At 37.3% G+C, this 26,536-nt stretch carries 15 protein-coding genes and 1 riboswitch; of the genes, 7 read left to right on the forward strand and 8 right to left on the reverse strand.

Translation table 11 applies throughout. The features are described from left to right. Window positions 1–149 precede the first annotated feature (149 nt). The 3 genes from NSQ74_RS02440 to NSQ74_RS02450 all read left to right on the forward strand — a co-directional run bounded on the left by NSQ74_RS02440 (window position 150) and on the right by NSQ74_RS02450 (window position 5,687). The gene (locus NSQ74_RS02440) at window positions 150–1,613 is read left to right on the forward strand and encodes a helix-turn-helix domain-containing protein (RefSeq protein ID WP_340821326.1); all 1,464 of its coding nucleotides are present in this window, start codon (window positions 150–152) and stop codon (window positions 1,611–1,613) included. Window positions 1,614–1,948: 335 nt separating this feature from the next. Continuing rightward, window positions 1,949–3,478, forward strand: coding sequence for a catalase (locus NSQ74_RS02445; protein ID WP_340821327.1), 1,530 nt, complete (start codon window positions 1,949–1,951; stop codon window positions 3,476–3,478). A 523-nt stretch (window positions 3,479–4,001) separates the two neighbouring features. Beyond that, a complete protein-coding gene (locus tag NSQ74_RS02450; RefSeq protein WP_340821328.1) occupies window positions 4,002–5,687 on the forward strand; it encodes a methyl-accepting chemotaxis protein in 1,686 nt (561 codons plus the stop codon). A 245-nt stretch (window positions 5,688–5,932) separates the two neighbouring features. Here the strand turns inward: NSQ74_RS02450 and thiC are convergent, their stop codons facing one another. The 3 genes from thiC to NSQ74_RS02465 form a co-directional block, all read right to left on the reverse strand. Continuing rightward, window positions 5,933–7,711 (reverse strand): phosphomethylpyrimidine synthase ThiC, encoded by a 1,779-nt coding sequence (thiC, locus tag NSQ74_RS02455; RefSeq protein ID WP_340821329.1) that lies wholly within the window; start codon window positions 7,709–7,711, stop codon window positions 5,933–5,935. A gap of 149 nt (window positions 7,712–7,860) precedes the next feature. Further along, a riboswitch (TPP riboswitch) is annotated at window positions 7,861–7,975 on the reverse strand. Window positions 7,976–8,022: 47 nt separating this feature from the next. Next, complete coding sequence (locus NSQ74_RS02460; RefSeq protein WP_340821330.1) at window positions 8,023–8,952, reverse strand: AEC family transporter; 930 nt, start codon at window positions 8,950–8,952, stop codon at window positions 8,023–8,025. 282 nt (window positions 8,953–9,234) lie between these two features. Then, on the reverse strand, window positions 9,235–11,337 hold the full coding sequence (locus NSQ74_RS02465; RefSeq protein ID WP_340821332.1) for a methyl-accepting chemotaxis protein: 2,103 nt from the start codon (window positions 11,335–11,337) through the stop codon (window positions 9,235–9,237). Between the two features lie 383 nt (window positions 11,338–11,720). Here NSQ74_RS02465 and NSQ74_RS02470 point away from each other — a divergent pair, with 383 nt between their 5' ends. Further along, window positions 11,721–13,025, forward strand: coding sequence for a hypothetical protein (locus tag NSQ74_RS02470; protein ID WP_340821333.1), 1,305 nt, complete (start codon window positions 11,721–11,723; stop codon window positions 13,023–13,025). A 110-nt stretch (window positions 13,026–13,135) separates the two neighbouring features. On the opposite strand, the gene NSQ74_RS02475 is transcribed toward NSQ74_RS02470, so the two are convergent. After that, the gene (locus NSQ74_RS02475) at window positions 13,136–17,389 is read right to left on the reverse strand and encodes an S-layer homology domain-containing protein (protein ID WP_340821334.1); all 4,254 of its coding nucleotides are present in this window, start codon (window positions 17,387–17,389) and stop codon (window positions 13,136–13,138) included. A 738-nt stretch (window positions 17,390–18,127) separates the two neighbouring features. Between NSQ74_RS02475 and NSQ74_RS02480 the strand changes: the two genes are divergently transcribed. Then, window positions 18,128–19,312 carry a CaiB/BaiF CoA transferase family protein gene (locus tag NSQ74_RS02480; RefSeq protein WP_340821335.1) on the forward strand — a complete coding sequence of 395 codons (1,185 nt, stop codon included), beginning with the start codon at window positions 18,128–18,130 and terminating at the stop codon, window positions 19,310–19,312. 126 nt (window positions 19,313–19,438) lie between these two features. On the opposite strand, the gene NSQ74_RS02485 is transcribed toward NSQ74_RS02480, so the two are convergent. From NSQ74_RS02485 to NSQ74_RS02495, 3 genes are all read right to left on the reverse strand, one after another. Further along, window positions 19,439–20,920, reverse strand: a complete 1,482-nt coding sequence (locus NSQ74_RS02485) for a hypothetical protein (protein ID WP_340821336.1) — start codon at window positions 20,918–20,920, stop codon at window positions 19,439–19,441. 448 nt (window positions 20,921–21,368) lie between these two features. Further along, window positions 21,369–21,923 (reverse strand): HPP family protein, encoded by a 555-nt coding sequence (locus tag NSQ74_RS02490; protein ID WP_340821337.1) that lies wholly within the window; start codon window positions 21,921–21,923, stop codon window positions 21,369–21,371. Between the two features lie 222 nt (window positions 21,924–22,145). Next, window positions 22,146–23,489 (reverse strand): acetamidase/formamidase family protein, encoded by a 1,344-nt coding sequence (locus NSQ74_RS02495; RefSeq protein ID WP_445669071.1) that lies wholly within the window; start codon window positions 23,487–23,489, stop codon window positions 22,146–22,148. A gap of 534 nt (window positions 23,490–24,023) precedes the next feature. Between NSQ74_RS02495 and NSQ74_RS02500 the strand changes: the two genes are divergently transcribed. Together NSQ74_RS02500 and NSQ74_RS02505 are read left to right on the forward strand one after the other, a co-directional pair. Continuing rightward, complete coding sequence (locus tag NSQ74_RS02500; RefSeq protein WP_340821339.1) at window positions 24,024–24,746, forward strand: response regulator transcription factor; 723 nt, start codon at window positions 24,024–24,026, stop codon at window positions 24,744–24,746. Further along, window positions 24,743–26,134 carry a sensor histidine kinase gene (locus NSQ74_RS02505; protein ID WP_340821340.1) on the forward strand — a complete coding sequence of 464 codons (1,392 nt, stop codon included), beginning with the start codon at window positions 24,743–24,745 and terminating at the stop codon, window positions 26,132–26,134. Before NSQ74_RS02500 ends, NSQ74_RS02505 begins: the two co-directional genes overlap by 4 nt. Before the next feature lie 42 nt (window positions 26,135–26,176). Here NSQ74_RS02505 and NSQ74_RS02510 read toward each other — a convergent pair whose 3' ends face one another. Beyond that, entirely contained in the window at window positions 26,177–26,536 is a 360-nt protein-coding gene (locus NSQ74_RS02510) for a YxeA family protein (protein ID WP_340821341.1), read from the reverse strand.

A 26,536-nucleotide genomic window follows, 5' to 3' on the forward strand; every position in this document is an offset into this window, starting at 1 on the left:
TTCTCTATATCCATTGTACAAACTACCTTTTTCAGAAAATATAGAATTTTAAAAGAGAAAACAGGAATTATTTCGGATTTTTATGTTATTTTTATTAATATAATCGTAATAATTTACGAAACTAGAATATTTTACGAAAGGCTGATTCCATGCGACTGTTACTAATTGATCGAGATCTTACAGAACTGTCAGGCATACGATGGTTTTTACATACATACTTTCCTGGAGATTTATCAATTGAGATGTGTTCTACTATTTCCGAGGCCACAAAGAGCATCCAACAATTTGCACCAGAGGTCATTTTATTAAATATTGATTTGCTGCCTAATAACCGTTTAACAGCTCTTTATGGACTTTTACAAAAGCACCCTGGCAAAATACTCGCGATAACGACAGAGCCATTATTTAAAAACGCATTAAAAGCAATTGATTTACAGGTGGCGCATCTTTTTGTAAAACCAATTGATTTAGAAGTGTTGAAGCAGAAACTCACTGCTATTTCTCTTCATACACCTCAAATACAAAAAGCGATTCCTGATGCTAAAGACGAATCTTTTTACTATCAATTATTTTTAGAAAGTACAACAAGCTCATTAACAACAAATATTCAGTTCACGATGATTGAACCTGAGCATTTAGAAACATTAAATAAATTGTTCATATGGCTCCAACAAACACCTATTTTTTATCAAATGAGCATTTATCCATTATCAGATACAATTATCTGCTTGTTTCAAACAAGCGATTTAAAAATTATTGAAAAGGATATTCGTACATTACTAAAAGAATGGCAAATGACTAATAATGGTGCTCTAAATATAGGGATTTATGATGGTAAGCCAACAACTTTAAAAGATATGTATGCTTTAACAAAACGCGCCCTTCTTCAAAGTTTTTACGAAGGCTTTGGCCATATTTTTTATGCAACTAAACAATATCAAACACAGCCCTTAGATCCTTTACTCACACCAGAGGAACAACAGCTACTTATTAAGAGTTTAGAGGAAGGAAATATCGAGGCAGTAAAAGCATTTTTATATCGATTATCAAATGGAAGTATTTATTACGAACAAGATGATTTACGCATTCATCTAACAAGTGTACTAGCACAAATTCGCCGCTTTATGTTGAAATATAAACTTCATGAGAAAGCCGCGATTGAACAAAATTATCGTCAGCTTTTTCATTTAATTATTGAACACCCGATTTTCTATACAATTCTCAATGGCATTATTTTATTCACACAAAGACTTATTGAATTGGCAAGAGAGGCTCGAATGGAGAAAAAAGCAGACTATGTAGAATTAGCTTTAGATATAATTGACCATCAATACCATGACAGCGAACTATCCTTACCTTTCATCGCCCAAAAGTTAGGTATTAGTCCCAATTATTTAAGTACTATATTTGCAAAGAAGCAAGGCCAGCCGTTTAAACGCTATTTACAACAGGTTCGTATTCAAAATTCGACCAAAATGCTTATTGAAACAGATTTTGCTATTAGTGAAATCGCACTTTTAAATGGCTTTGATGATCCAAATTATTTTAGTAAATTATTTAAACAGCTAATAGGGACTACACCTAATCGCTATCGAAAAGGTTGGAAGATCTAATGAGAGTGCGTTCTATATTGATTTTCAATTAGCCCGTTCTATTTTCAATATAAATAGTAAAACAAAAGAAATTACTATACTTCCCACAGGTTAATACTTATATAATAGTAAATCTCAATTTCCTTCAAAACGACTGAAAACACTATATAAATAGTGAAAACAACCTAAAAAACTATGTATATTTTTTGAAATACACGCATATATTTATACTTTATATCTTGCGAGATAAATTCTTTAACAATAATTATTATAATGTACTAGAAATTCTATTTTATATTTGTTATAGTTATTTACGAGGAGTTTGACTCACAATATTTTTCAGGAGGTAAACTAATATGACAAACGCAAATGATCGTAGCCGTCGTTTTACAACAGCAGGTGGTGCTCCAGTAGTAAGCAACCACGACTCTATGTCAGCAGGTCCTCGTGGTCCTCTTTTACTTCAAGATGTATGGTTAATTGAAAAATTAGCAAACTTCAACCGTGAAGTTATACCTGAACGTCGTATGCACGCAAAAGGTTCTGGAGCTTTCGGCACATTTACTGTTACGCATGATATTTCTCAATATACGAAAGCAAAAATCTTCTCTGAGATTGGGAAGCAAACGCCAATGTTCGCTCGTTTCTCAACTGTAGCGGGGGAACGCGGAGCTGCAGATGCAGAGCGCGATATTCGTGGTTTTGCACTTAAATTCTATACTGAAGAAGGTAACTGGGACTTAGTTGGTAACAACACACCTGTATTCTTCTTCCGTGATCCGTTACACTTCACAGATTTAAACCATGTAGTTAAGCGTGATCCACGTACAAATATGAAAAACGCAAATTCTAACTGGGATTTCTGGACTTTATTACCTGAAGCGTTACACCAAATTACAATTGTTATGTCTGACCGTGGTATTCCAACAGGCTACCGCAATATGCATGGTTTCGGTTCACACACATATAGCTTTATCAATGCTCAAAACGAGCGTGTATGGGTGAAATTCCACTTCCGCACAGAACAAGGCATTAAAAACCTAACTGGTGCCGAAGCAGCTGAAATTATCGGTAAAGACCGTGAATCATCACAACGTGACTTATATGAAGCAATTGAAAAAGGCGATTTCCCTAAATGGAAAATGTACATTCAAGTCATGACAGAACAACAAGCTCGTGAATTACCATATAACCCATTCGATTTAACAAAAGTTTGGTATAAAAAAGATTTCCCACTAATTCCAGTTGGTGAATTCGAGTTAAATAAAAACCCTGATAACTACTTTGCAGAAGTAGAACAATCATCGTTTGCACCATCTAACATTGTGCCTGGTATCAGCTACTCTCCAGACAAAATGTTACAAGCACGTATTTTTGCTTACGCAGATGCAGCTCGCTATCGCTTAGGCGTAAACCACCACATGCTACCTGTAAACGCACCAAAATGCCCATTCCGTTCATTCCACCGCGATGGCGCTATGCGTTTTGATGGTAACCTTGGTTCTACTTTAAGTTATGAACCAAACAGCTATGGTGAATGGGAGCACAATTTAGACTATAAAGAGCCACCATTACGTATTGATGGTCATGCAGATATCCACGACTTCCGTGAAGATGACAATAACTACTTCGAGCAACCAGGTAAATTATTCCGTCTTTTATCTGCGGAAGAACAACAACGCTTATTCGAAAATACAGCAAACGATATGGCTACTGTTGAAGAATTCATTAAACGTCGTCACATCCTACACTGCTATCTAGCTGATCCTGCATACGGTGAAGGTGTAGCAAAAGCGATGGGTCTTTCATTAGATGGAATGAATCTTTCAAACCCATATGTAAAACAAGAAGTAAAACCAGAAGTAAAACAAGTAGCAAACATTTAATATTCCACTTTATTGATATCCAATATTGCTTGCCGTCACTGGCAAGTAGACAAAAGGTAGCGAGAATTAACTTCTCGATGCCTTTTGTCATTTTTACTCCGTTTAATTGCTAGTTCCTTTGAGTTTTCCCAATAAGCTTTATAACAAGCAGCTATAATGGAAGACTATCTTACATATTTTAATCTTCCTTCGTTCTAAAGCTTTCTCATCTGTCACAAAAACAGATACTGTAATATTCCGTTTACTATTCAGTTGATTGGAGCCAAGTGCCACCACTCGTTCTGGAAGGTATCTCCCCCACTCACTGATAATGTAACACAGTGGAATTCAACGATTAAATTCACCTATAGTTATTGTCTTTTTGATTCGTAAATCCCCCATTGTCATATAGGTGTTTTTATTAACATTTATATCTATCGATAAATTCCACAATTTCATATTATTTTCATACTCTAAATAACGATAAGATATCCTGACATTGTTGCGTACTAATACAACAAAACTGGAATGGAGGAAAAGAACGATGTCTATCAGAAAAAAACTCTATATTGGATTTGGTACAATTATTCTTTTACTACTAATTATCTGCTCAATATCCTACTACCAACTGAATAACATCGATAAATTGAATAAAGAATTATTTGAAAACCGTGTTAATAAACTTATACAAGTCGATAAAATCCTTATCGCTGCTGCTTTGCAAGGAAACTATCTTCGTTCATATATGCTTGAACCAGATGACGTAACAATACAAAAGCTCGAGGAGCAAGAACAAATAATCCAAGCTAAAATAACAGAGCTGGACAAAATGTTTACTAGCCAAACAACACAACAGCAAATGGACATTATTAAAACGAACCAAGCCATTTTTGAAAATGCAGCACAAGAGATTATCAATACATATAACCCAGATGATGTACAATCTGCTATCAATATTCTTAGAGCAAGAGCACATCCTGCAAGAGAGGCAATTCAACAAGCAATTCACGAGATTGCCATTTATGAAGAGGAGCAAATACAACTAGCCCGTGCAGAGTCGTCAAGAGCAGAATCTGTAAGCTCGAATATCATCCTAATCCTCGCTGCTACTTCTATAATTCTCTCCTTTATAATTACGTTCATTATGACAAGAGTGATTACAATTCCCGTTAATAAACTAGCCACAGCAGCAAATGTAATTGCTAGCGGAGATCTACGACAGGAAGATGTAGAAGTAAAAACAAAAGATGAAATTCGAAATTTGGCTGATTCATTTAATGTCATGAAAACTAATTTACGCTCACTTATTGATAATGTCGCAAAAAATATTGAGTACACGACTTCTAGCTCTGAAGAATTGTCGGCAAGTACAGAGGAAGTTTCTCTTACTTCTAGCAATATTGCAAAACGTATAGAAATCATGGCTGAGGACGGTAACCAAGCTGTAGTTACTGGACAGGATACCTCTACCGCTATGGACGAAACAGCTCGTGGTGTCCAACGCATCGCTGAAGCTACACAAATGCTACATTCAAAGGCAATTGATACACAAACTGTTGCCGATAACGGCGAAAAAATGTTGCAAACGACTGAAAATCAGATGATGGTCATTCAGCAATCCTCAGATAAGACAAACGAACTCATTAAACAGTTAAGTTCACAATCGGCTGAAATTGAAAATATCACGAAAGTTATTACCGATATTACCGATCAAACCAACCTACTTGCACTTAATGCAGCCATCGAAGCTGCACGTGCAGGCGAACACGGACAAGGCTTTGCAGTCGTTGCTGATGAGGTACGTCAGCTAGCTGAAGAGTCAAAAATATCCGCCAACCAAATTATCAATTTAACTACAAATATTCAGCAAAACACAAGAGAAGTAGAAAAAGCTGTGAGCGTCACAGTACAAAAAGTTGATGAAGGCGTTACATACATTCATAATGCACAAACTGCCTTTAATGAAATAATGGACGCAATTGAACATATGGCATCTGAAATTGAAGACGTTTCAGCTTCCACACAGCAAATTTCTGCCGCTACTGAAGAGGTTGCTGCATCGGTCAATGAAATGTCATCTGTGGCAAAAAATGCGGCACAGCAATCCGAATTGATAGCTGCGGCAATTGAAGAGCAAACATCAATTATTCAAGAGGTTAACGCTGTTGCAAAATCATTAAGTGATGAGGCAACAACCCTTCAAGAAGAAATAAATAAATTTAAAATTTAATAGCCAGCCAAAAAAAGAAAAAGTGTTAGATTGACTGCAATCAATCTAACACTTTTTTGCTATGAACATTGTTATGACTACGGAGGACACTTTCCACTCTTCACACTGTAAGCTACAACTCGCTTGTGAGTGGTTCATTGCGTTTTATGTTCTGTGCAGGCACCGCATCCACTACCATTAACTATTGCGCTCTTGTTCCATTTTATTTATTACTAAAGGGAAAACTTTAACGCCTCTGTTCTTTATCATTGATACAGTCTGCTACCAGTATCTTTGAACTCTTTTGCCTTTTCCTGCATCCCTTGATGGATTGCTTCTGTCGTATTTAAATCTTTTTCCTTAGCATAGTTACGAATATCTTGAGAAATTCTCATACTGCAAAACTTAGGACCACACATCGAGCAAAAATGTGCCGTTTTTGCTCCTTCTGCAGGTAAAGTCTCATCATGATATTCTACAGCTCGCTCTGGATCTAACGATAAATTAAATTGATCGCGCCAACGAAACTCAAAGCGAGCCTTTGAAAGAGCGTCATCTCGCTGCTGTGCACCAGGATGACCTTTAGCTAAATCCGCTGCATGTGCCGCAATTTTATATGTGATAACACCTACACGAACATCTTCTCGATTTGGTAACCCTAAATGCTCCTTCGGTGTTACATAGCACAGCATCGCTGTTCCAAACCAGCCAATCATTGCAGCGCCAATTGCTGATGTAATGTGATCATAGCCAGGAGCAATATCCGTCGTTAGAGGACCCAATGTATAAAATGGCGCTTCTTTACAAACTTCTAATTGCTTGTCCATATTTTCCTTAATAAGATGCATTGGCACGTGCCCAGGTCCCTCTACCATCACTTGTACATCGTGCTTCCAAGCAATTTGCGTTAACTCCCCTAGCGTTTCAAGCTCTGCGAACTGCGCCTCGTCATTGGCATCTGCAATTGAGCCAGGTCGTAATCCATCCCCTAACGAAAAGGCAACATCATACGTTTTCATAATTTCGCAAATTTCTTCAAAATGAGTATATAAGAAATTTTCTTGATGATGGAATAGACACCACTGTGCCATAATTGAACCTCCACGCGAAACAATACCCGTTACACGATTAGCTGTAAGCGGTACATAGCGCAGCAACACACCTGCGTGAATCGTGAAGTAATCAACCCCTTGTTCAGCTTGCTCGATTAGCGTGTCACGATACACCTCCCACGTTAAATCCTCAGCAACGCCATTTACCTTTTCAAGCGCCTGATAAATTGGCACTGTTCCAACAGGCACAGCAGCATTACGAATAATCCATTCGCGAGTTGTATGAATGTGCTTCCCAGTAGATAAATCCATAATATTATCAGCACCCCATCGTGTTGCCCATGTCATTTTTTCAACTTCCTCAGCGATGGATGAAGTAACAGCTGAATTTCCAATATTGGCGTTAATTTTCACGTGGAAGTTACGGCCGATAATCATCGGTTCCGCCTCCGGATGATTTATATTAGATGGCATTATAGCACGCCCTGCCGCAATTTCTGCACGTACAAATTCTGGTTTTAAATTTTCGCGAATCGCTATAAATTCCATTTCTGGCGTAATAATTCCTTGTCTTGCATAATGAAGCTGTGTCACATTACAGCCTTTTTTCGCACGTAAAGGTTTGCGAGAAAGCTTTGGAAAAACATTTTCCTTTATGCGCGGGTCATCCGCGTTGCGGAATCCATTATCCTCGGGCTTAATGGTACGTCCCTCGTATTCCTCTACATCGCTCCGTTCTTTAATCCACGCACGACGCAAAGCTGGTAAACCTTTTGTAATATCGACTTTGTAAGTTGGATCTGTATAAGGGCCACTCGTATCATAAACTCGTATAGGTGCATTATTCTCTTCACCAAAGCTACCCGTTGTGGGGCTTAGCTTAATTTCACGCATTGGCACTAATATATCTGGACGTGATCCTTCTACATATACTTTTTTACTTCCTTCAAAGCTTGTCATAATATTCATGTTTTTTTCGCTAACTGTTGTCATTTACTATTCCGCTCCCTTTTACGTAAATTATTAAAAGGACCGAATCTAGCCCACTCCAACAAGTAGCATTACAAATAAAAAGCCGAATCCAAAAAAATATTGGATCCGGCTGTACATGTAAGGTTACATTTATCGCAAAGTTCAAGGAGTGCGAAGTTCATTAACTTTCCCACGCTGGTATGAGCCAGATCAGGTCCAAAGGGTCAAGAAACCTCAATGCGTTTCCCTCTCAGCCCGACTCATCGGACTCCCCTAGTTAAGCTATTCAGTTTGATGCTAGTGTAACAGATATTCCTAATAGATGGAAGCCATTAAGTAAATAGTATTTCTGCCATATAAATTACGATTGTCACTGTAATACAGCTTACAATTGTTGAAAAAAGCACCGTTTGTGCAGCAGTTTCTGACCCTAAATCATATTCTAGAGCTAGACTCGAGCTATTACGTGAAGTTGGAAATGCACTCGCAATAAAGAGCGATTGGGCCACAACGCCATCTAAGCCGAGGACAAAAATGATAAGTAATGCAACAGCTGGACCTACTACAAGTCGTGTAAAACAGCTGACAAACACAGTTCTATTGAACATTGATTTAATTTCAAGCTGAGATAGTTGCGCACCGAGCGTAATAAGAGCAACAGCGATAAACCCATCAGCAACGTGGTCAATTGGAATACGGATAAATTGGGGAATGCCAATATTAAAGAAATTCATTGACACACCGATAATGAGCGCATGAATAATCGGCATTTTCAGGAAGTCCTTCACAATGGCCATACCTGATTTAGTTGAAGAAATTAAATTATATAATCCATATGTATAGGTCGTTACATTTTGAAAAATAACGAGTATAACTTGAATGGCCACCCCAATTGGTTGTGTCACAAAAATCATTTGTGCCACCGGAATGCCATAGTTACCAGAGTTAATGAGTACAACACTATTTTTAAATACCGCTGCCTCTGTTTTCTTTAGACCTAGCCCCTTCGCTATAAAATGACTAAGCACCATTTGACTCCCAATAAAGAGCACAATAAATAATGCCACTTCACCGAGCACCGATAGTTCCACGCTCGTTTCATATAAATTTACAAATACGGCTGCTGGCATAAAACAATATGTAATAAGCTGGGATAGCGCTTTTAAATTAAATTGAAATTTCCTCTGTAAAAACGCCCCAAGTACAAGTAACACTAAAATAGGCGCAACAATTTTAAAGAAAATCATACCGAGATACATCATGGAGGCGCCCCCCTTTCATCTTTCTATAGTAAAACTGTTCCCAAACTGGGTCAATGCCCTCTCCGCTCTACCGTTTACATAAAAAGAGACTGTCCTTGGAAAAGGACAGTCTCAACGTGTCTACAAAAGCATCAAGAAGTTTTATCGGCGGTTTCTCAAAGGTTATCGGCGGTTTCCGAGGGTGTATCGGCGATTCCTCCACGTTTATCGGCGATTTCGGAAGGTTTACTGGCGATTCCCTCGGGATATTCATTTTGCTTTGTAGAAAATTCAATAGCTTAATTATGCAAGTTTAAATCGATTCACGACTTCTTGTAGCTCTTTAGAGATTTGGTTCATATTGTTAATTGATTCTGCAACCTTTTGCATTTCTGCCTGTTGATCCACAGCAGATGCACTTACTTGTTCAGCAGAAGCTGCAGTTTCCTCTGAAACGGCAGAAATACTTTGAATCGCTGTAACTGCCTGATCTTTTTGCTCTAACATTTGGGAAAGATTTGACAAGAGGTCATTAATTGCCGTTGCAATAGAATGAGAAAGCTCATTATTATCTTTAAAAGCAAGCTCTGTATTTTGCACTGATTCATTTTGAGCTTGCATCAAATCAGCATTAGAAGCAATAACAGACACCGTTTGCTTCGCATCTTCTAGAATGCTAGTTACCGTTTTCTTAATCACTTCTGTTTCGTTTTTAGACTGTTCCGCTAGTTTACGAACTTCTTCCGCTACTACTGCAAAGCCTTTTCCATGCTCTCCTGCACGAGCAGCCTCAATACTTGCATTTAACGCTAGTAGGTTGGTTTGCTCCGTTACTCCTTGAATGGATACAATAATTTGGTTGATATTTCTGATGTTGCTAGATAAAGATTCCATCTGACTTTGAATGCGTGCATTCATTTCATTTGTTTCAGCATTTCGATCACGTAAGCCTTCAACTTCTTTCATGCCCTGCTCTGTAGAAGCTTTTGTTTTCATTGACAGCTCATCCATTTGTTTGGAAAGCATTGTAATGGCGTCAATTTGATCGGATAAATCAATCATTCGATAATTTGTTTCTTCCGTATCCTCTGATTGTTTCGAAGCACCTTGCGCAATTTCATTGATAGCTACAGATACTTCCTGATTTGATGCGACAATTTCATTAAATGCTTCATTGACATCATCTGATGATTGATTAAGTAATGTTGAAGAATTTAATACCGTATGGATGGCATCATTCGTTTTGTCCAGCATATTGTTATAGGCTACTGCAACAGCACCAATTTCATCTGATTTTATAAATTTTTCATCTATTTTTTTAGTTAAATCGCCTTCAGCCGCCGTTTCAATAGATGCACGTAAAACTTTCAAAGGCTTTAACTGTTTAAAGATAAACATCGCACTGGCAGCAGCCATTAAAACTACCATAATGATTGCAGCTACAATCGTAAAGATGAGAACTTTATTATACGTTTCTAATATTTTAGATTTAGGTAAAACTAACTGCACTGACCATACTTCGTCAATGTTTTCTAACATCATTGGAGCAAAAGCATTGAATGATTCTTCTCCAAGCTGCTTAGAGTCAACATACAGACTATCTAGCACCCCATTGTCCATGGATTGTTTAACACTTGTCCAATCAATAGCATCCTGCATATTCGTCCCGTCTAGCTTTACGTTAATACTATTTACTGTTAACATACCTTGATTTGTAATAATTCCTGCATAACCACCATCAGGAGTAATGGATTCAGCTAATCCCTTTAAAAAATCAACAGATAAATCTGCCGTTAATACGCCAAAATTTTTACCTGAGGCATTAACTAGCGGTACTGCAATTGTCGTCATCGATATCGTTTTACCATTCACGCTATAATCATACGGCTCTGTTAGCACAGCACGACCTTCTTCTGTTGGTATACGATACCAATCAGCCGCATCCGTTTTGTCAATTCCCTCTATAGCATTAGTAGAAGTCTTATTTCCATCTTTAGTTAAATAAGGTATGAAGCGATTATTTTGATCTATTAATGCAGTGTCGATAGTTGGGCCAACTTTTATAGCGCCATTTTCAAGGACGGCACCTACACCAAGTAAATCCTCATTTTTCATTAAATTAGTTTCCAGTATATCCATTACACTTTCTGTTGAAAGCTCGTCATTTTTTTGCATTGCTTCAACAATACGTTTTGTCGTTTGTAATGTATCATTGGCTTTCTTAAACCGTTCGCTCATCTTCGCAGCAGATAATTCCGCGTTTTGAAGCGTTGCGTTTTCTAAATCATTGACACTCTGATTATGTAGAATAACACTTGTTACCAATGTATAAGCAATAAATAACACTAAAAATAATCCTAAAATTAAAGAAGATAGTTTTAAAGCAATACTTTTTGGTTTTTTCATTACAAACACCTCCATTTTTATAAAATAATCATAATGTATGGACCTATGTATCACAACAATAAATAATCTAATTTTACCAAGTCAATTAAAATTTTCTAATAAAAATGCCTGATTTTTAGACAACAAATTGATACCAACACCCATTTTTACTAAAATTTGTTATATCTATGTGAGTTAAACAACTATAGGCATTAGAAATAACTTTCTAATAAAATTCCCGCTCTCTTTATCACTGTAGAAATTTCGGAAGCGCTTCTAGTGGTAGTAATGATATATTATACTATAAAAAACGACTGACCTTTTTACCTATTAACCTAAAATATGCATAAAAAATCCTTAAGCTATGATAAAATTAATATTATTAAAATAGGAGGTTTGCCCGTATGAAACATAAAAAAAGCCTAGCCTTGCTTGCTCTAGTAGCCGTTCCATCGCTTATTTATTCAACACCTATAACGTCTGCATCAGCTGCCGATACCTCGACACATGCAAAGACGGCATACATATATAATAATTATTACTACTATAATTCCAACGTGCAGAATGTTATACAGCTTATTTCAAATATTAATGATACATCATTTGCGTTTCAGGCTTACTTAGAGGCTGCCATCAAAGCCTACAATGCATTGTCAGAAACTGAAAAACAATATGTTACAAATTACTCGACTCTATCAAATCACCAACAAACAAGAGTAAATTATCGTAGACTAGCTGCTCAAATTGAAGAAAAATTGGCTTCAGTCGATTCTACTTCTGTTAACTATTATCAAAACGTTATTGAAACGAGAGATTGGTACAACACATTGAATGCTGCGCAAAAAACTTTTGTCAGCGCCGAAACACAAAAAATATTGACGTCGTCGATTACACCAAATACTTCTATCGATAAAGTTGTAAACAAAATTCAACTATTAAACGCCTCTCGTCTTAGCTTCCATAAAGATGTGGCTGAAGCACGAGCAGAGTATAATGCATTAAGAAAATTCTCAAACGTTTATTTGCCTACAGGTATTGAACAGCTTTTACTAGATGCTGAACACGTCGTTACGATGGATAAGGCCGCTGCAAAAGAAGTCGAAAATGCCATTGCAGCTTTATCGCCGAAAACATCTACAACGCACGATGTACAAGCAGTAAAAACTGCCTTCGAAGCATTAACGCCTGTACAACAACAGCTTGTGCCAAATGTGTGGATATTAGTAGACTATGTAAAAGGAAAATATAAACTACCAGCTAAGGGCAATACGATTAAAACACCGGAACTATCCGACTCTGCCGCAGTACCAGGAAAAAATACGCTGATGTCGAAAAGTCGAAACACATATAAAGCAAAAATCAATGTTGCTGATTCTGAAAATGACAATGAACGCTTTGTATTAACAACAAAGGCAAATATGGTTGTTATCATTCCACCATTAAATACGCTCGTTAATGAAGATTTTGGCGTAATGGACATTCAGCTAACAAGAAATTTAAATCGCATTACGTTCCAAGCGGTATTAAATAAAATGCCTGCTAAATTCGAAGCAAATATCGAAATCATTTTAGAAAATTTACCTGAGAATGCTTCCATCGTTCAAATCAATGATTTTGGAGACCACGAGCCTGTGTCCTATACAGTCAATGGCAATCAATACATCATTGAAACGCAAACATCTGGTACATTCCAAATTGTTAGAAATTGAATAAATTCCCACACCTTGATTCCAGTCATTAATAGGTGTGGGAATCTTTCTTTTGTCCACATAAAAAGACACTAGCCATTATAAATAGCTAGTGTCTTTCTAATTTTGATTTATTGTGTTCTAGGCTGAATTAATACATAATTTAAAGCTGCTGGATCTGTTGAAGCTTTTGCATACACAATATTTCCATACTTATCTTTCGTGAACAGATAAATTCGTTGATCTTTTTGGAATATATTTGTTGAAGTTGGATCACTACCTGTTTGGATCGCTGTAAAGGTCTTCGCAGAACTTGCATCTGCAGGTGCTGTAATCTTACCTTTACCGTAAGAAACAATCGCTCCACCAGGAATATACGTAAAGTTATTACTATCTGCATTGGCAATAATACTTTCAATATTATTAAGTGATAAATCATATCCGTCGTTCAGTACTGCATAGTAATAGTGCTGATCCCATGTAATATCAGCATTCAGATTCGCAACAACCTGAACCTTCTTAGAAATATTCAAATTGCTTGGGAATTGCGTATCTGGTAATAATGTCGCAGAAGTAATTGTATTTTCTTTTGTTGGATATTTGTACTCTGCTCTATCTTTACTAAATGTCCAGCCGCCTTTATCTTTCGCGGTAGCATTTACAAGGATATCAAAGCTTCGTTTTACTTCACTATTGAACGTGATAATAAGCTTGCGAGATTCCCAATCGCTTGTGCCTGTAACATCTTTCCAATTCGATGATGTGAAGGTTGGTGTAATAGCTGTTGTAGTACCTGGCTCAACTAATGTAAAGTCAAATCCTGTATTGATAGCCTCTGAAAATGTCACTTCAAATGTTTTACCATCAAGTCGTTTAAAGATTGGATCTTGAACTTTTGGCGGTGTTCCATCTGCGAAGAATGTATATTTCATCACACCATTACCATCCCCACCATTAGGTAAGGCTATCGTTTTATTTTGCTTCTCATCAAATGTATAAACTTTTGATTCTGTCCCTTTTTGTAGCATCGTTACGTTATTATAACGATCCTTTACAGCAACATATAGCTCATACTGTTGATGTGGCGCAAGTGTTAAAGAAATCTCATTTGTATCTTTACGCATGCTGCTCGTAATTCCTTTAGCCATCACTTCTTCAGGAGTTGTTGGTCCAGGTGTTGAGTCGCCTACATTTCGAAGAACGTAGTAATAAGAACCGTCCTCGTCTGACATAAATTTGAAGGTTGCTTTTCGATCCCCTTCTAATATTTTAATTGACGTATTGTCGATAACTGGTGGTGTACGGTCATCAATAACATGTTTTGTTTGAATATCCGAGACATTCCCTGAACGATCTCGCAATACCATATAAATTGAATAGCTCTTAAATGGATCTAAAGGTGGAATCGTATTAGGTAGCGGAATTGTCACCTTTTGTTTTCCTAACTGTGCTGGCTTATTACCGCCACTACCGATAATCGGTATATTCGTGCCTCCTACATTAAATTCTTTTGAATTTAATTGCACAGCTTCGATTAATCGTAAACGATCATCACGTGTTAAATTTAAATCTGATTCCATAATTAAATAATGATATGTTCCTGCTTTTGTTGCATTGAATTCGACAAGTGTCTGATCTTTAGCATTATTAATAGCAGGTTCACCGATAATCGTTAAATATGGCCACTCACCATCTCTATGAATATACTCTGCTGTATTACGCGGAACGCTATTCACTGGTGCATTGTTAATATTCTCAAATTCATTATCAGCTAAATCTTTTACGTTTGGAGAAATCGTTACGACCAAGTTATCTCCATTAACAAAACCTGTTAAAGAAGGAATTGTGAAAGTTAATCTTTTTTGAGCTTTATTGTATACTACTTTTTCAGGGCGAATCGGTTTTTGTAAACCTTGGTTAACAATACCTGTCCCTGTCAGTTCATAGTTTTCCACTTTCTCAGCAGAAGTTAGATCTAGTTCTTCACTTACTGTTACATAAAATTCATTTTTTATTTCATCTTGTAAAACGAGTTCTCCGCCAACAATGTATGGAGGAATATTATCTAAAGCGCCTGTTTTGAACTCTTTAATCGCCTCTTTTGGAATTGGGTCAACTGAATAATTCCCTGACTCATCTTTCATTACTACATAAAGTTGATACGATTCTTCAGGGTCTAAACCCGTCAGTAATCCGTCAACTTTCAGTTTACCAGCAACAGCCTTCCCCTTACCTGTTGGTTTAGCAACAATATCTGCTGTTGTTGGATCTGCGGCAGTTGTTTTTTTACGCACATAGTAGTAGTATTCTCCAGGTTCACTCGCTGTAAATGTAAATTCTGCACGTGTCCCACCATGTAGAGGGTTTACTGCTAGCGATTTTACGACTGGTGGTGATGAATCTTTCATTTGGAATGATTGCGATTTAATATCCGACGTATTTTTCGCTCCGTCTACTACCATTACATAGACAACATATTCTTTTTTCTCGCCTAAATTAGTTACTTTAAACGTGTTTTTGCCATTGACGGCTGATGCCGTGCCACTTGCTACATTATCAGTAGATATACGATTGACCATCTCTCGTTTTGTTGGTGCTTCCGCATTTTTTTCACGAACGATATAGTAATACGTTCCCACTTTATCTGATGTAAAGTCTACTTGAACATCACTACCATTCAATACGCTTACATTTGTAATATCGATTAACGGCTTTGTTTTATCTGCTGGCTTTTGATTGTCAATATCATCTTTATCGATTGGTTTACCATCTGGGTCTGTAATATTTCCTATGTTATCTTTATCATCTAAGAAATCATCGAAAATATTATTTGGTCCTTCGTCTTTTGGAAGGATCACTTTGTCGATATATGTGTAGTCACCAATGTCAATCCAGCCATATGCATTATCTACATAAAGCGTACCTACACGACCATCTATATAAAGTTCTAAATCGGTATAGCTATTGTAATTAATCCAGTCGATATTGCTCGTTCCATATATCGTTAGCTTTGTTTCTGTATCTAAATTCAGCGTACCGATATTGCCTTGAATCTCAAATTCACGTACATTTCCGATAATATCTACACGAGGTAGCTTTTTATTTGTTTCAATTTTTGTACCACTTTGAGACACAACTAGTCGTGATACAGTACTATTGTAAAATTCAATATGCTTTTCAACATTTTTCATCGTTACTTGATCTTTTGACCAGTTTTCAAAAGGTTTGTTTTTATCTGGATTTTGATTTGAATCCGTCCAGTTTTGAAGATCGCTCGATGAGTTACTATTTGATGAGCTTTCTCCTTCCTGCTTATCTGGATTAGACCAGTTGATAAATGAAAAATTATTGCTAGCTACACGGCCAAGTGCTAAAGGCTTATAGTAAGAAACATCTAAATGTAGCGGTGGGCGTACCGTTTCGTTGACTAACATTGTCCCCGTTAATGTTACATTAGCAAATTCAATATAATTCCCATTTACAACGATTGTGCCACCAAAGGACTTATAGTCTCCATCAAACTGTAAAAATCGTGAACTCGTACCACTTGCATTCAACGTTAACTTTGCGACAGAATAAAGTGTTTTTCCTGAGAGGTCTCCCTCAATAAATGCACCTTTTAGTACATCTGCATTATATTCATTGAAAATATGTGAAAGGCTGTCTGGTACTGTATACGGTTCAGCATTTATGTAAACAATATCATCTTCAACACCAGTAATTTTATAAGTTGATGCATTGCTTTTTTTCTCTTGTGAACGAACTATAAAGGAAGCAATTTGTCCTCGTGTTACCGCATTGAATGGAGAGAATGTGACAGGTGTTGTTCCTTCTGTAATTTGTAAATCTACTAAAGTTTGAATATAGTAGGCATTACTCGTTTGGCTATTTACATCTTGGAAGCTATGATTAAAATTCGATGCTACTTCGAATTTAAAGCCAAGCACTAAAATTTTGGCTAACTGTCCTCGCGTAATAACTTCATTTGGCATGAATGAACCACTTGAATAACCAGACATAATCCCTGCATTTTGCAATGCTGCTACATACTTATAATATTCATTGCTCTTTGGAACGTCTTTGAAATATGGATCTTGTACATTTTTTAAATCTAGCTTTAAAACCGTTGCCAGCATTTTTGCTGCTTGACCACGCGTTACATTTTGATTTGGTCGAAACGTTTTATCTGCAAACCCACTAATTGCACCTTGAGAGTATAATTTTAAAATATTGTCATAGTGACTTGAATATTGATTAATATCTACAAATGGTGAAGTAGCTGCTGCTACTTTTTGTGGTGGTGGTACGACAACAGCAATCCCGCTAGTAGCTAAAACAGTTGCAATAAGTGCTTTGTTCACTTTTTGGATTTTTGTTTTATCCATCTCACTCTTCCTTTCACATATAATTAATACGTAAAAATATCATTTTCATCATACCCTTTATATCGACAGGTAGATAGTGAACCTTCATAGTATTTCTAAAATAATGGAAGAAAGTCAGATACAAAATAAAAAAGCCAAGAAGCATCGGTGCTTTCTTGACTTTCCCAAAATATAGGCATACATCATATCATACTTGTTCTGTCATAAGGGAAAGGGGGATAACCTTAAGTCTTGCCAAGTTGATCGAGAGATGTGTCCCGAGTTTACGTATTATTTAATATCAATAGCTTGCCCAAATTATCGTTCTATTATTCAAATACCCATAATCTTAAAAGGTAAACATATTTATGATTAGATTTTTTAATTTACAAAAGTTCTATCGGCGATTTATGGGCTCATGCAGGCGATTACGTAATTTTATCGGCGATTTCCTCGAGGTTATCGGCGATACACCCACTTCTATCGCTATTTCCATCATTAATACCCATCTAATTTCTAAATATTTTTCCTTTTATTGTTATTGCGACATATAATTTTATTATAAATTAATTTATAATAAAAAATAACATAGGCAATTCAATGTATCTTCTGTTATAATACTGAATAAAATAAGCACAATCTGTATTAATACAGAATTTTATAAAACACGCTTTTCGCACTATGGGGATAATGAGAAAAGCGCTACTAATGCTTCTTAAAAGACTGCATTGTAGCCTACACAAAAAGGGGTTGGAAGATTTGGGTATTTTAAAGGGGTTAAAAATTCTCGATTTTTCTGCATTACTACCAGGGCCTATGGCAACGATGATTTTTGCCGACCTAGGTGCGGAGGTCATCCATGTGGAATCCTCCAAACGCGTAGATTTAACGCGGATTATGCCTCCCTATGATGAAGATCATGAGGCATATATTCATCAGCACTTGAATCGTTCCAAAATGTCACTTACATTAAATTTGAAATCGCCAGAGGCAGTAGAAATTGTCAAGTCACTTATACAAGAGTACGACGTAATTATTGAAGGTTTTCGACCAGGGGTCATGCAACGACTCGGTATTGGCTACGAAGAGCTAAAAGAAGTAAATCCAAAACTGATATATTGTGCTATTACAGGCTATGGCCAAACTGGACCATATAGCAACCGACCCGGCCATGATAATAATTATCTGGCACTAGCTGGTGTTCTCGACTATTCTCGTCATAAAGACAAAAAACCTGTCTCCATGGGGGTTCAGCTTGCAGATATTGCTGGTGGTACGATGCACGCTGCTATAGGGGTACTTGCTGCAGCACTACACCGAGAAAAAACAGGAGAAGGTCAGTATGTCGATATTAGCATGACCGATGCTGTTTTCTCACTTAATGCAATGTATGGCTCTGCCTATATTGGCGGTGGCCGTGTGCCTCAGCCTGAACAAGAAATTTTAAACGGTGGTAGCTACTATGATTTTTATAAAACGAAGGATGGGCGATTTTTCTCAGTGGGCAGTCTAGAGCCACAGTTTCGTCGGCTACTATGTGAAGCCCTTGATATTCCAGAACTTATTGATAATACATTCAATGATTCATACTATACTCAAATTCGATTTAAAGAGGCAGTGCATGATGCCTTTTTATCGAAAACCTACAACGAATGGCTCGAAGTCTTTAACGAAAATTTCGAAGGTTGTGTCGAACCGGTGTTAACTTTTCCAGAAGCGTGCGAGCATCCGCAATTACAAGCTCGTGGGATGATTGTGGAAATTCCGAAAAATGATGGTACAACGCAAAAACAAATTGCATCTGCCTTTAAATTTGATGGAGCCAATCCAACGTACAAGCATGTTGGCGCAAAGCTAGGTGAGCATAACGAAGAAGTATTGTCAGCACTTGGCTATAGTTCGGAACAAATCATTGCATTTCAAGAAAAAGGGGTTTTAGAATAATAAAGAGCAGGTGACAGGCACTCAAACAATTCTGAAATCAACAGTAATAGTCATCAATATTTATTTTTAAAGCAAGAGTGTCCCATGAAGTCATTTTTTGACTTCATGGGACACTCTTTTTATCTGTTATACATACGCACTAATAAATACTCGTAATTTTTCGAAGTGGTCTTCAATGAGTAAATATTTTTTATAGACCTCTATTAATTTCTCAAATAGCTCATACTGCTCAGTGACAAATAGGATTTTTAAAATATTGATCATATGCATGGAAGCGCTCTTTGCTACTAAAAAATAAGGAGCATCCGGCTGGCGATAATGTTGGCGCCATTCTTCCACTGACAGACCAATATGCTGTAACGAATTGTTTACTTGAAGCGCTATATCTTGCTGCATCGATGCCTCAATGGCAATTAATTGCTCATTACTGTAGTTTTGCTGTACTAATGCGGCATTTATTTTTTTATTGGATGCGAGGCCATGTTCCTTTAAGAGCACTAACCCCTCTTGGTAACGTTCCAATCTGACATAAGTATCTAGTAATACTGCATACAGATTTTCTAAATAATTCAAATTATAATTTTTTATTATTGCAGGCGGTGTTGGTTTTCGATTTGGGAGTAAGTCCTTGTACTCCAACAAAATCTCTATGGCATAATTATTAAGTCGTTCATCTTCCAATAAATATTCACCATAATGAAGTACATTTACATAATCGCGTTCTTGATGAGCTATATGCAATAAAATATATGCAATCAAAACCTTTTCCTTCTCTGTTAGGGCATACATAGAGTAACGCCAATCAGCCTCAAAGGAAGTAATCAATTCTTTAATGCATTGATACTGCCCCTCTGACAAACGGTAGTGTGTGACAATTTGATATAGACGAAGCTGTTTTTTCGCTAAACAAGACAAATTGCATTTATCCACATAAGTTATACACTTATCCAGAGTTTTTCTGTAATTATGCACAAAGTTATCCACATGCGCATAAGTAATTGTTGACGATTGTTCAAAATGACCCATTATTTCATGGATAAATGCGAATTGTTCTAAAGGTTTGTGGATAAGCAGTGAATAAACTTTTTTCATAAAAAGCCAGTGCCAAAACAAAGCCTCTTCTTCATAAATCATATGCACAAAATAGTCTTCTTCAAATTTATATAAATATATAGTTTGTAAATCATTTTCAGGTAACTCGACCTGCCATCGCTTTCCGAACACAAGCCAAACTAACCGCTCCAAATCCATTGTATGCTGGGCAAAAAGCTGCTCAAAAAAAGCTTGCTTCCCTTTTTGGGTATAAAAAAAAGCATTAAGTCGGTCATTCACATATTTTGTATCTAGGCCATGCTTGTTGAAAAATAGTTGTAACTCCGTAGATACACGTCCCCAATATTTTCGAGCTGTCGAAAAGGCAATGTTCATCGCCGCCTCTTTATTTACTAAAAATAATTGCGGTGATAATGCCGTACCTAATATTTTGGGATCAACTTGTGGAGTGACCTCGGCCTCGGCCTCCGCCCATTTTGAAAGTAATTTTTCAGCGCCATTTTCACCACTTTGTCTATATGTTATGAATAATTGCTCATCACAGTCCAGCAGCATACAACCAGAGCCCCCTATCAATTTCACGCAACAAAGATCTTCCCCTATCATGCAAAAATATGTTTCTCAAATATTTCAACACTCTTTCTCCAATATAACAAATCCTATCCAACATATGCTAAAAATTTCCGAATATGCACAAATAAAAGAGCTAAAGTGTTCATCCAAAACACTTTAGCTCTACTTAGAGCAACATTGAAATTTTCACGAAGCTCGTTAAATTTTAAACAAAAACAAACGAGCTCATCTGATAGTTGCCCTTAAGTTGGTAGCCCAGTGCATTGTCTCAGATGGCTCTTTGCCCGACGTTAATCTATGTCAGCGTCATACTCATTTACATACTTAAGTATCCACTGTTCTCAAGAACAGCTAACATTACCAATACAGTAGACGGACCAAAAACTAAATAGTTACACGAAATTGTGCAAAATTTTATTTTTTTAACGGCTCACCAAAATTGTGGGTATTTTCTAGTCTGTCGTAAATTATTTATTAGTAATCCAAAGATGACAATAATCACTGCACCAATCAATACCGGCATTAATAAATAGCCCCAGCTATAGCCGCCTAAAATAATGATAATCGGATTCGCTCCCGCTGGTGGATGGATCACACCAAAAAGTGCCATGAAAAAAATCGTTAAACCGACACCAAGGCTGATTGAAAAGACGCTTGATCCTAATAATGAATACATTAGCAAACCGATAAAGGCTGAAATCAAATGTCCTCCGATAATATTACGGGGTTGCGACAATGGCGCATTCCATACAACAAATACGAGTACACAACTACCCCCAAGTGATGCCATTAACCAAGGTGCCCCTGTATAGTTTGTTAAACAAAGCAATACAAAGATACAAAGTAAGCCACCAACTGCACCTGTTATTGCATCGGCAAAATTAGTTCTTGAAGGAGCATGTCCCCCTCCACTCATCTTAGCTATGTATGCTTTTAGTCGATGATTTTTTGCTTCTTTTTCTTGCAAACGTATGAAATCTGCCATATTCACCATCCTTGTAATCAAAAGTTAAAATTATATCAAACGTAATTATATATAGAGAGATTTAGAAGCTTTTACTATTATATCAGCTAACAACGAGAATTCAATTTTACTTTATATTTTTACAATGATGAGAAGTTACAACAGCAAAGCACGAGATCAATGTACTCTTTCATTACACTGGCTCGTGCCTTGTTTTCTTGATTTGTAGTTATATACTAAATTTTAATCGTACTGCTTTTTAATAGGTTTATAAATTCGTGCTTTTTTTAGCACAGTCTTTGGAACTTGGAAAGTTGCAGTAACGACACCAGGATGGCGGCCGATTTCAATGGATCCTGTAATTGTTGCGCGATTCATTACTTCTGGCTCACTCATCTCAAATAGTTTTGCTGCTCGACTAATTGCATTATCAGTCGCCTCATTTAATGTTGTACCTGTACCTACTACAGACACAGGGAACGCCTCTTCTACTTGTTTCACACCAAATTCCTCTGCTAGTTCGCGAGCTCGGCGTTTTTCTTCCTTAGAAAAAGGTTTTGCTGTATATGGCAGATCCTCTTCATTTGGTAACAAAATAGGACCTTCAAGTGCTACTTTTTTCAAAACACTTACCTGCAGTTGTACAATTCCTGCGACATCTGTTGTATGCCCAGCAATTTCTCCGTCTCCCTGCATCGCATGCATATCGCCAATATACACACCACCGCCAGGTACCTTTACAGGACAAATAATTGTAGCACCTTCGCGAACACGGCTAATATCCATATGTCCATCTGTACGATGTGTGTCTAGCTCAGCTTCTGTAAATGCATATTCATGTGGCGCTCCAATTAAAAACGAACCAAAATCACCTGCATTATGTGAATCTGGCATTGCCTTCGAAGGCGTCGTTCCAAGCTGACCTAAAAAAGGTCGCATTCTTGCCATTACACCAATTAAATCGCTCGGTGCCAAAGCTACTACCGGATTTTGCACTGAATTTTCAGGTGTGCGCATATAATTTTTTGCTTCTAACGCAATACGTCGAGCACCTTCGCGTCCAACCGTTAAACCGATATTACCTTTTTGGTCTAGTGCCATTGTATAACCATTTGTCATTTTAAAAGGCGCGGTTTCTGTATCACATGTGGAACAGCGTATTGCTTGCGGTCCTATACCAGTCACCACTGTACTCGGATGTAGTTTACCACAGCCAGGGCATTTTACTGATACGAACGGATCTCCGATGAAGCGGTCAGGTATTGCCTCATCATGCCCAGATGCCGTCGCGAGGGATGTGACCTGAATGGATTTGATTGTAATAACAATGGCATCACCTACTTCAGCACCTTCTACAAAAACGGGCTTCGTTACTTCGTGTCCACCACGAATTGTTGGCGTTAGCATTGGTCCCCAACATCCAGGCGTTGTATTGGCGATAATTGTGCCTCCATTTTTGACAGGGCCAAGCATTTTTTGCTGTGGATCTAAAATACCATCTATGAACTCATTCACAAACAATGTTTCCACTGCTTCGAGCTGCTGTACACTTTCTTCATTTTCTGGTTGTTTAGCTTTTTCATGCATTTGTAATTCCGTAATCATGTTTTTCCACTCTCCCAATCCAAAAAATATTTTATGTATCTACACAAGTGTAAAAGAGAGCTCTCCACTCATGAGCAGAGAGCCATTATTAATAATTTATTCATGTACAAATCTAAAATATGTGTAAATTTCCGCATCATAATGAAGCCATCTCTATAGCTTATCTTCATTTTGCTTTGCATTTACGAACAACTTGGTAATCGATGTCGATTGAAAGCTACACATCACCGCTTATAAAATTAATTTCGACATAGAGGTCATTAGTTCCTGCTATTTCGAGTAAAACCTTGCCAATTTACACAATGCATAGCGTTACTGTCGGAGCAAATGTTTTTTAGCTCATTTTCTCCATCGAGTGCAGGCTTTTTGGCGCTACCGACGTTTGCAAGAGATAACTCAATATACACAATTGCTGTTCCTCATTCATCGTGCTTCGTCTTTTCCATTACTTTCATTTATAATAAGGCTGATAAATAAGAAATGACTGCCAACCTTAAAGGAAAGGGCGTATGAACTTTGACAGAACCAACTATTTTAATCGTAGAAGATGAAGCTGATTTAGCCAATTTGCTAAAAGTTAGTCTTCAAAAAGAGGGCTATAAGCTTATCCAAACATCAGACTCTATTGAAAAAGCTTGGGCGAGCTTTCAACAGATAAAACCCGATATCGTGCTACTTGATGTTATGCTTCCAGACGGTGAAGGCTATGATTTATGCCGACGTATTCGTGAAGTATCACATATTCCAGTTCTCTTCTTGTCAGCTAAAGATGAGGAAATAGATAAAATTTTAGGGCTCGCCATTGGCGGAGACGATTATATTACCAAGCCTTTTAGCCCTAAAGAAGTTGCCTATCGTGTAAAGGCGCATCTGCGTCGTGCTGGCTATCAAATACAGGAAGCACCTACAACTACCACAATGAAGACGATACAAGTTGGACCATTTGTGCTCAATAGCGATGAAACAGAAGTACATAAAGATGGTACTTTATTAGAGTTAACAGCTAAGGAGATTGGATTGATGGCTTGCTTTATGCATAATCCAAACCGTATTTTAAGTAAGGAGACATTATTCGAGCGTGTCTGGAGTGAGGATTTTTTTGGTTCAGACAATACGGTCATGGTGCATATTCGTCGTCTTCGTGAAAAGATTGAACATGACCCATCTAAACCTATTTATATTACAACGGTCAAAGGGCTAGGTTATAAATTGGTCGTGCCAAAAGAGCCACAAACATGAAATGGCGATTAACTGCTCGTTTTTTACTATCCATATTGTCTATTGTAGTCATTGTAATTTTCGTCAATACTGCCATTTTTATTGGGTTAATGGTGTATCAGCAATTCAACAAATTTAATGATGCTACTGCAGATACAGAGGAAATCTTTGTGCGTGAATTTCAGCAGTATATTGACGTAAACAGTGGTCAATCTTCCGTACGTAAGGAAGGGCTACAACAATTACATCAAAGAAATGCTTGGATTCAATTGCTTGATGCAAATGGACAAGTTATCGATGCTTATTTCGCACCTGAAAACGCACTTTCCCATTATGCACCCATTGATTTAATTCAAGTTTACAAATATGAGGAATACGAAGCTGGTACAACGGTTTATGTAGGAAGTAAAGATAACATTAGCTATTTAATTGGCATTAAAGGTAGTGGCGTTTCAAGGTTAGTAGTTCACCTTTCGGCCGCATCTATACTACAACTTATCGGAAAGTATGGATTGCTAATCGTTATTGCGGATTTACTAGTCGCGACACTTGTCGGTTGGCTATTTGGTCGTACATTAACGAAGCCTCTTTACGCAATGATAGAACGTATTCAGCATTTAAAAAATCATAAACACATGCCAATAAAAGTACCAAAGGGTCTCTATCGACCTGTATTTGAAAATTTAAGTGAAGTATCAAGCGAGTTGGCCGCTCACGAGCAAGAACGCAAACGACTAGAGATGATGCGTGAGGAATGGATTAGCAACGTTTCACACGATATGAAGACGCCACTTGCCTCCATTCGTGGTTATGCAGAGTTACTAAATGAGCGGGGCTTATCACTAAATGAGCAAACCGAATACGCACAAATTATTGAAAAGCAGTCATTGCATATGCAAGATTTACTCGATGATTTAAATTTAACAATGCGACTAAGACACCAGCAGCTTCCACTGACTTTAACTGAGGTGAATATCGTCCAGTTTATGCGTGAAATTGTCATCGACACACTAAATACGCCACCTTATGAACAAGCAAATATTGATTTTGATGCAACTGCAGATGTCATTGTCCATTCAATTGACGAGCATTTTATGCGCCGTGCTGTTGTGAACTTTTTATATAATGCAATACTTCATAATCCTCCTGACGTATGTGTTCACGTATTAGTAGATGCTAACACCATCACAATAGCTGATAATGGTCATGGTATAAGCGCTGAAGACCTTACGCATATTTTTGAGCGTTACTACCGCGGAACAAATACTGAGCAAAAGCAGGGTACTGGGCTTGGTACAGCTATTGCGCGAGATATTATTGAAGCTCACGGAGGAACGGTATCCATCACATCTGAAGAACAAAAAGGAACAACTGTCACTATTCAATTGCATAAAGTGAGCGAAAAATAAAAAGGAGCGGTCCATTTATTATGGACTGCTCCTCTTATATTTTTATTTCATTTGTGCTTGTACCTTTGCAGGCATTTCATCAAATTGTATTTCATTATAAGACGTTACTTCGTTTTCCTTTTTCACATAAAGCTTTAAATATGCATCTAGGCGTAAATTTTTTTGAGCAGAAAATTTCAACGTCATTTCTTCACCGTTTTCTTTAAATGCCGGTAGCTCATACCAATACGTTTGGATTATTTGCCCATCATCTGCCTTGTATTCCTCAACTTCCCCATCGGCAGTTATATGCACATAGTAAGTGTCTTTATTTAAACGATTAAAATCTACTGTCATGAGTACGCCAAGACCTGCTACAAACAATATAAACAATGCTCCAATACTTATAAACACCTTTTTCAT

This window comes from Lysinibacillus sp. FSL W8-0992 (assembly GCF_038008685.1).
Lineage (GTDB): Bacteria > Bacillota > Bacilli > Bacillales_A > Planococcaceae > Lysinibacillus.

What these genes read in the sequence shown, in the direction of transcription:
- NSQ74_RS02440 (WP_340821326.1), top strand. Translation starts at nt 150, where the DNA reads ATGCGACTGTTACTAATTGATCGAGATCTTACAGAACTGTCAGGCATA.
- NSQ74_RS02445 (WP_340821327.1), top strand. Translation starts at nt 1,949, where the DNA reads ATGACAAACGCAAATGATCGTAGCCGTCGTTTTACAACAGCAGGTGGT.
- NSQ74_RS02450 (WP_340821328.1), top strand. Translation starts at nt 4,002, where the DNA reads ATGTCTATCAGAAAAAAACTCTATATTGGATTTGGTACAATTATTCTT.
- thiC (WP_340821329.1), bottom strand. Translation starts at nt 7,711, where the DNA reads ATGACAACAGTTAGCGAAAAAAACATGAATATTATGACAAGCTTTGAA.
- NSQ74_RS02460 (WP_340821330.1), bottom strand. Translation starts at nt 8,952, where the DNA reads ATGATGTATCTCGGTATGATTTTCTTTAAAATTGTTGCGCCTATTTTA.
- NSQ74_RS02465 (WP_340821332.1), bottom strand. Translation starts at nt 11,337, where the DNA reads ATGAAAAAACCAAAAAGTATTGCTTTAAAACTATCTTCTTTAATTTTA.
- NSQ74_RS02470 (WP_340821333.1), top strand. Translation starts at nt 11,721, where the DNA reads ATGAAACATAAAAAAAGCCTAGCCTTGCTTGCTCTAGTAGCCGTTCCA.
- NSQ74_RS02475 (WP_340821334.1), bottom strand. Translation starts at nt 17,389, where the DNA reads ATGGATAAAACAAAAATCCAAAAAGTGAACAAAGCACTTATTGCAACT.
- NSQ74_RS02485 (WP_340821336.1), bottom strand. Translation starts at nt 20,920, where the DNA reads ATGCTGCTGGACTGTGATGAGCAATTATTCATAACATATAGACAAAGT.
- NSQ74_RS02490 (WP_340821337.1), bottom strand. Translation starts at nt 21,923, where the DNA reads ATGGCAGATTTCATACGTTTGCAAGAAAAAGAAGCAAAAAATCATCGA.
- NSQ74_RS02495 (WP_445669071.1), bottom strand. Translation starts at nt 23,489, where the DNA reads ATGCATGAAAAAGCTAAACAACCAGAAAATGAAGAAAGTGTACAGCAG.
- NSQ74_RS02505 (WP_340821340.1), top strand. Translation starts at nt 24,743, where the DNA reads ATGAAATGGCGATTAACTGCTCGTTTTTTACTATCCATATTGTCTATT.
- NSQ74_RS02510 (WP_340821341.1), bottom strand. Translation starts at nt 26,536, where the DNA reads ATGAAAAAGGTGTTTATAAGTATTGGAGCATTGTTTATATTGTTTGTA.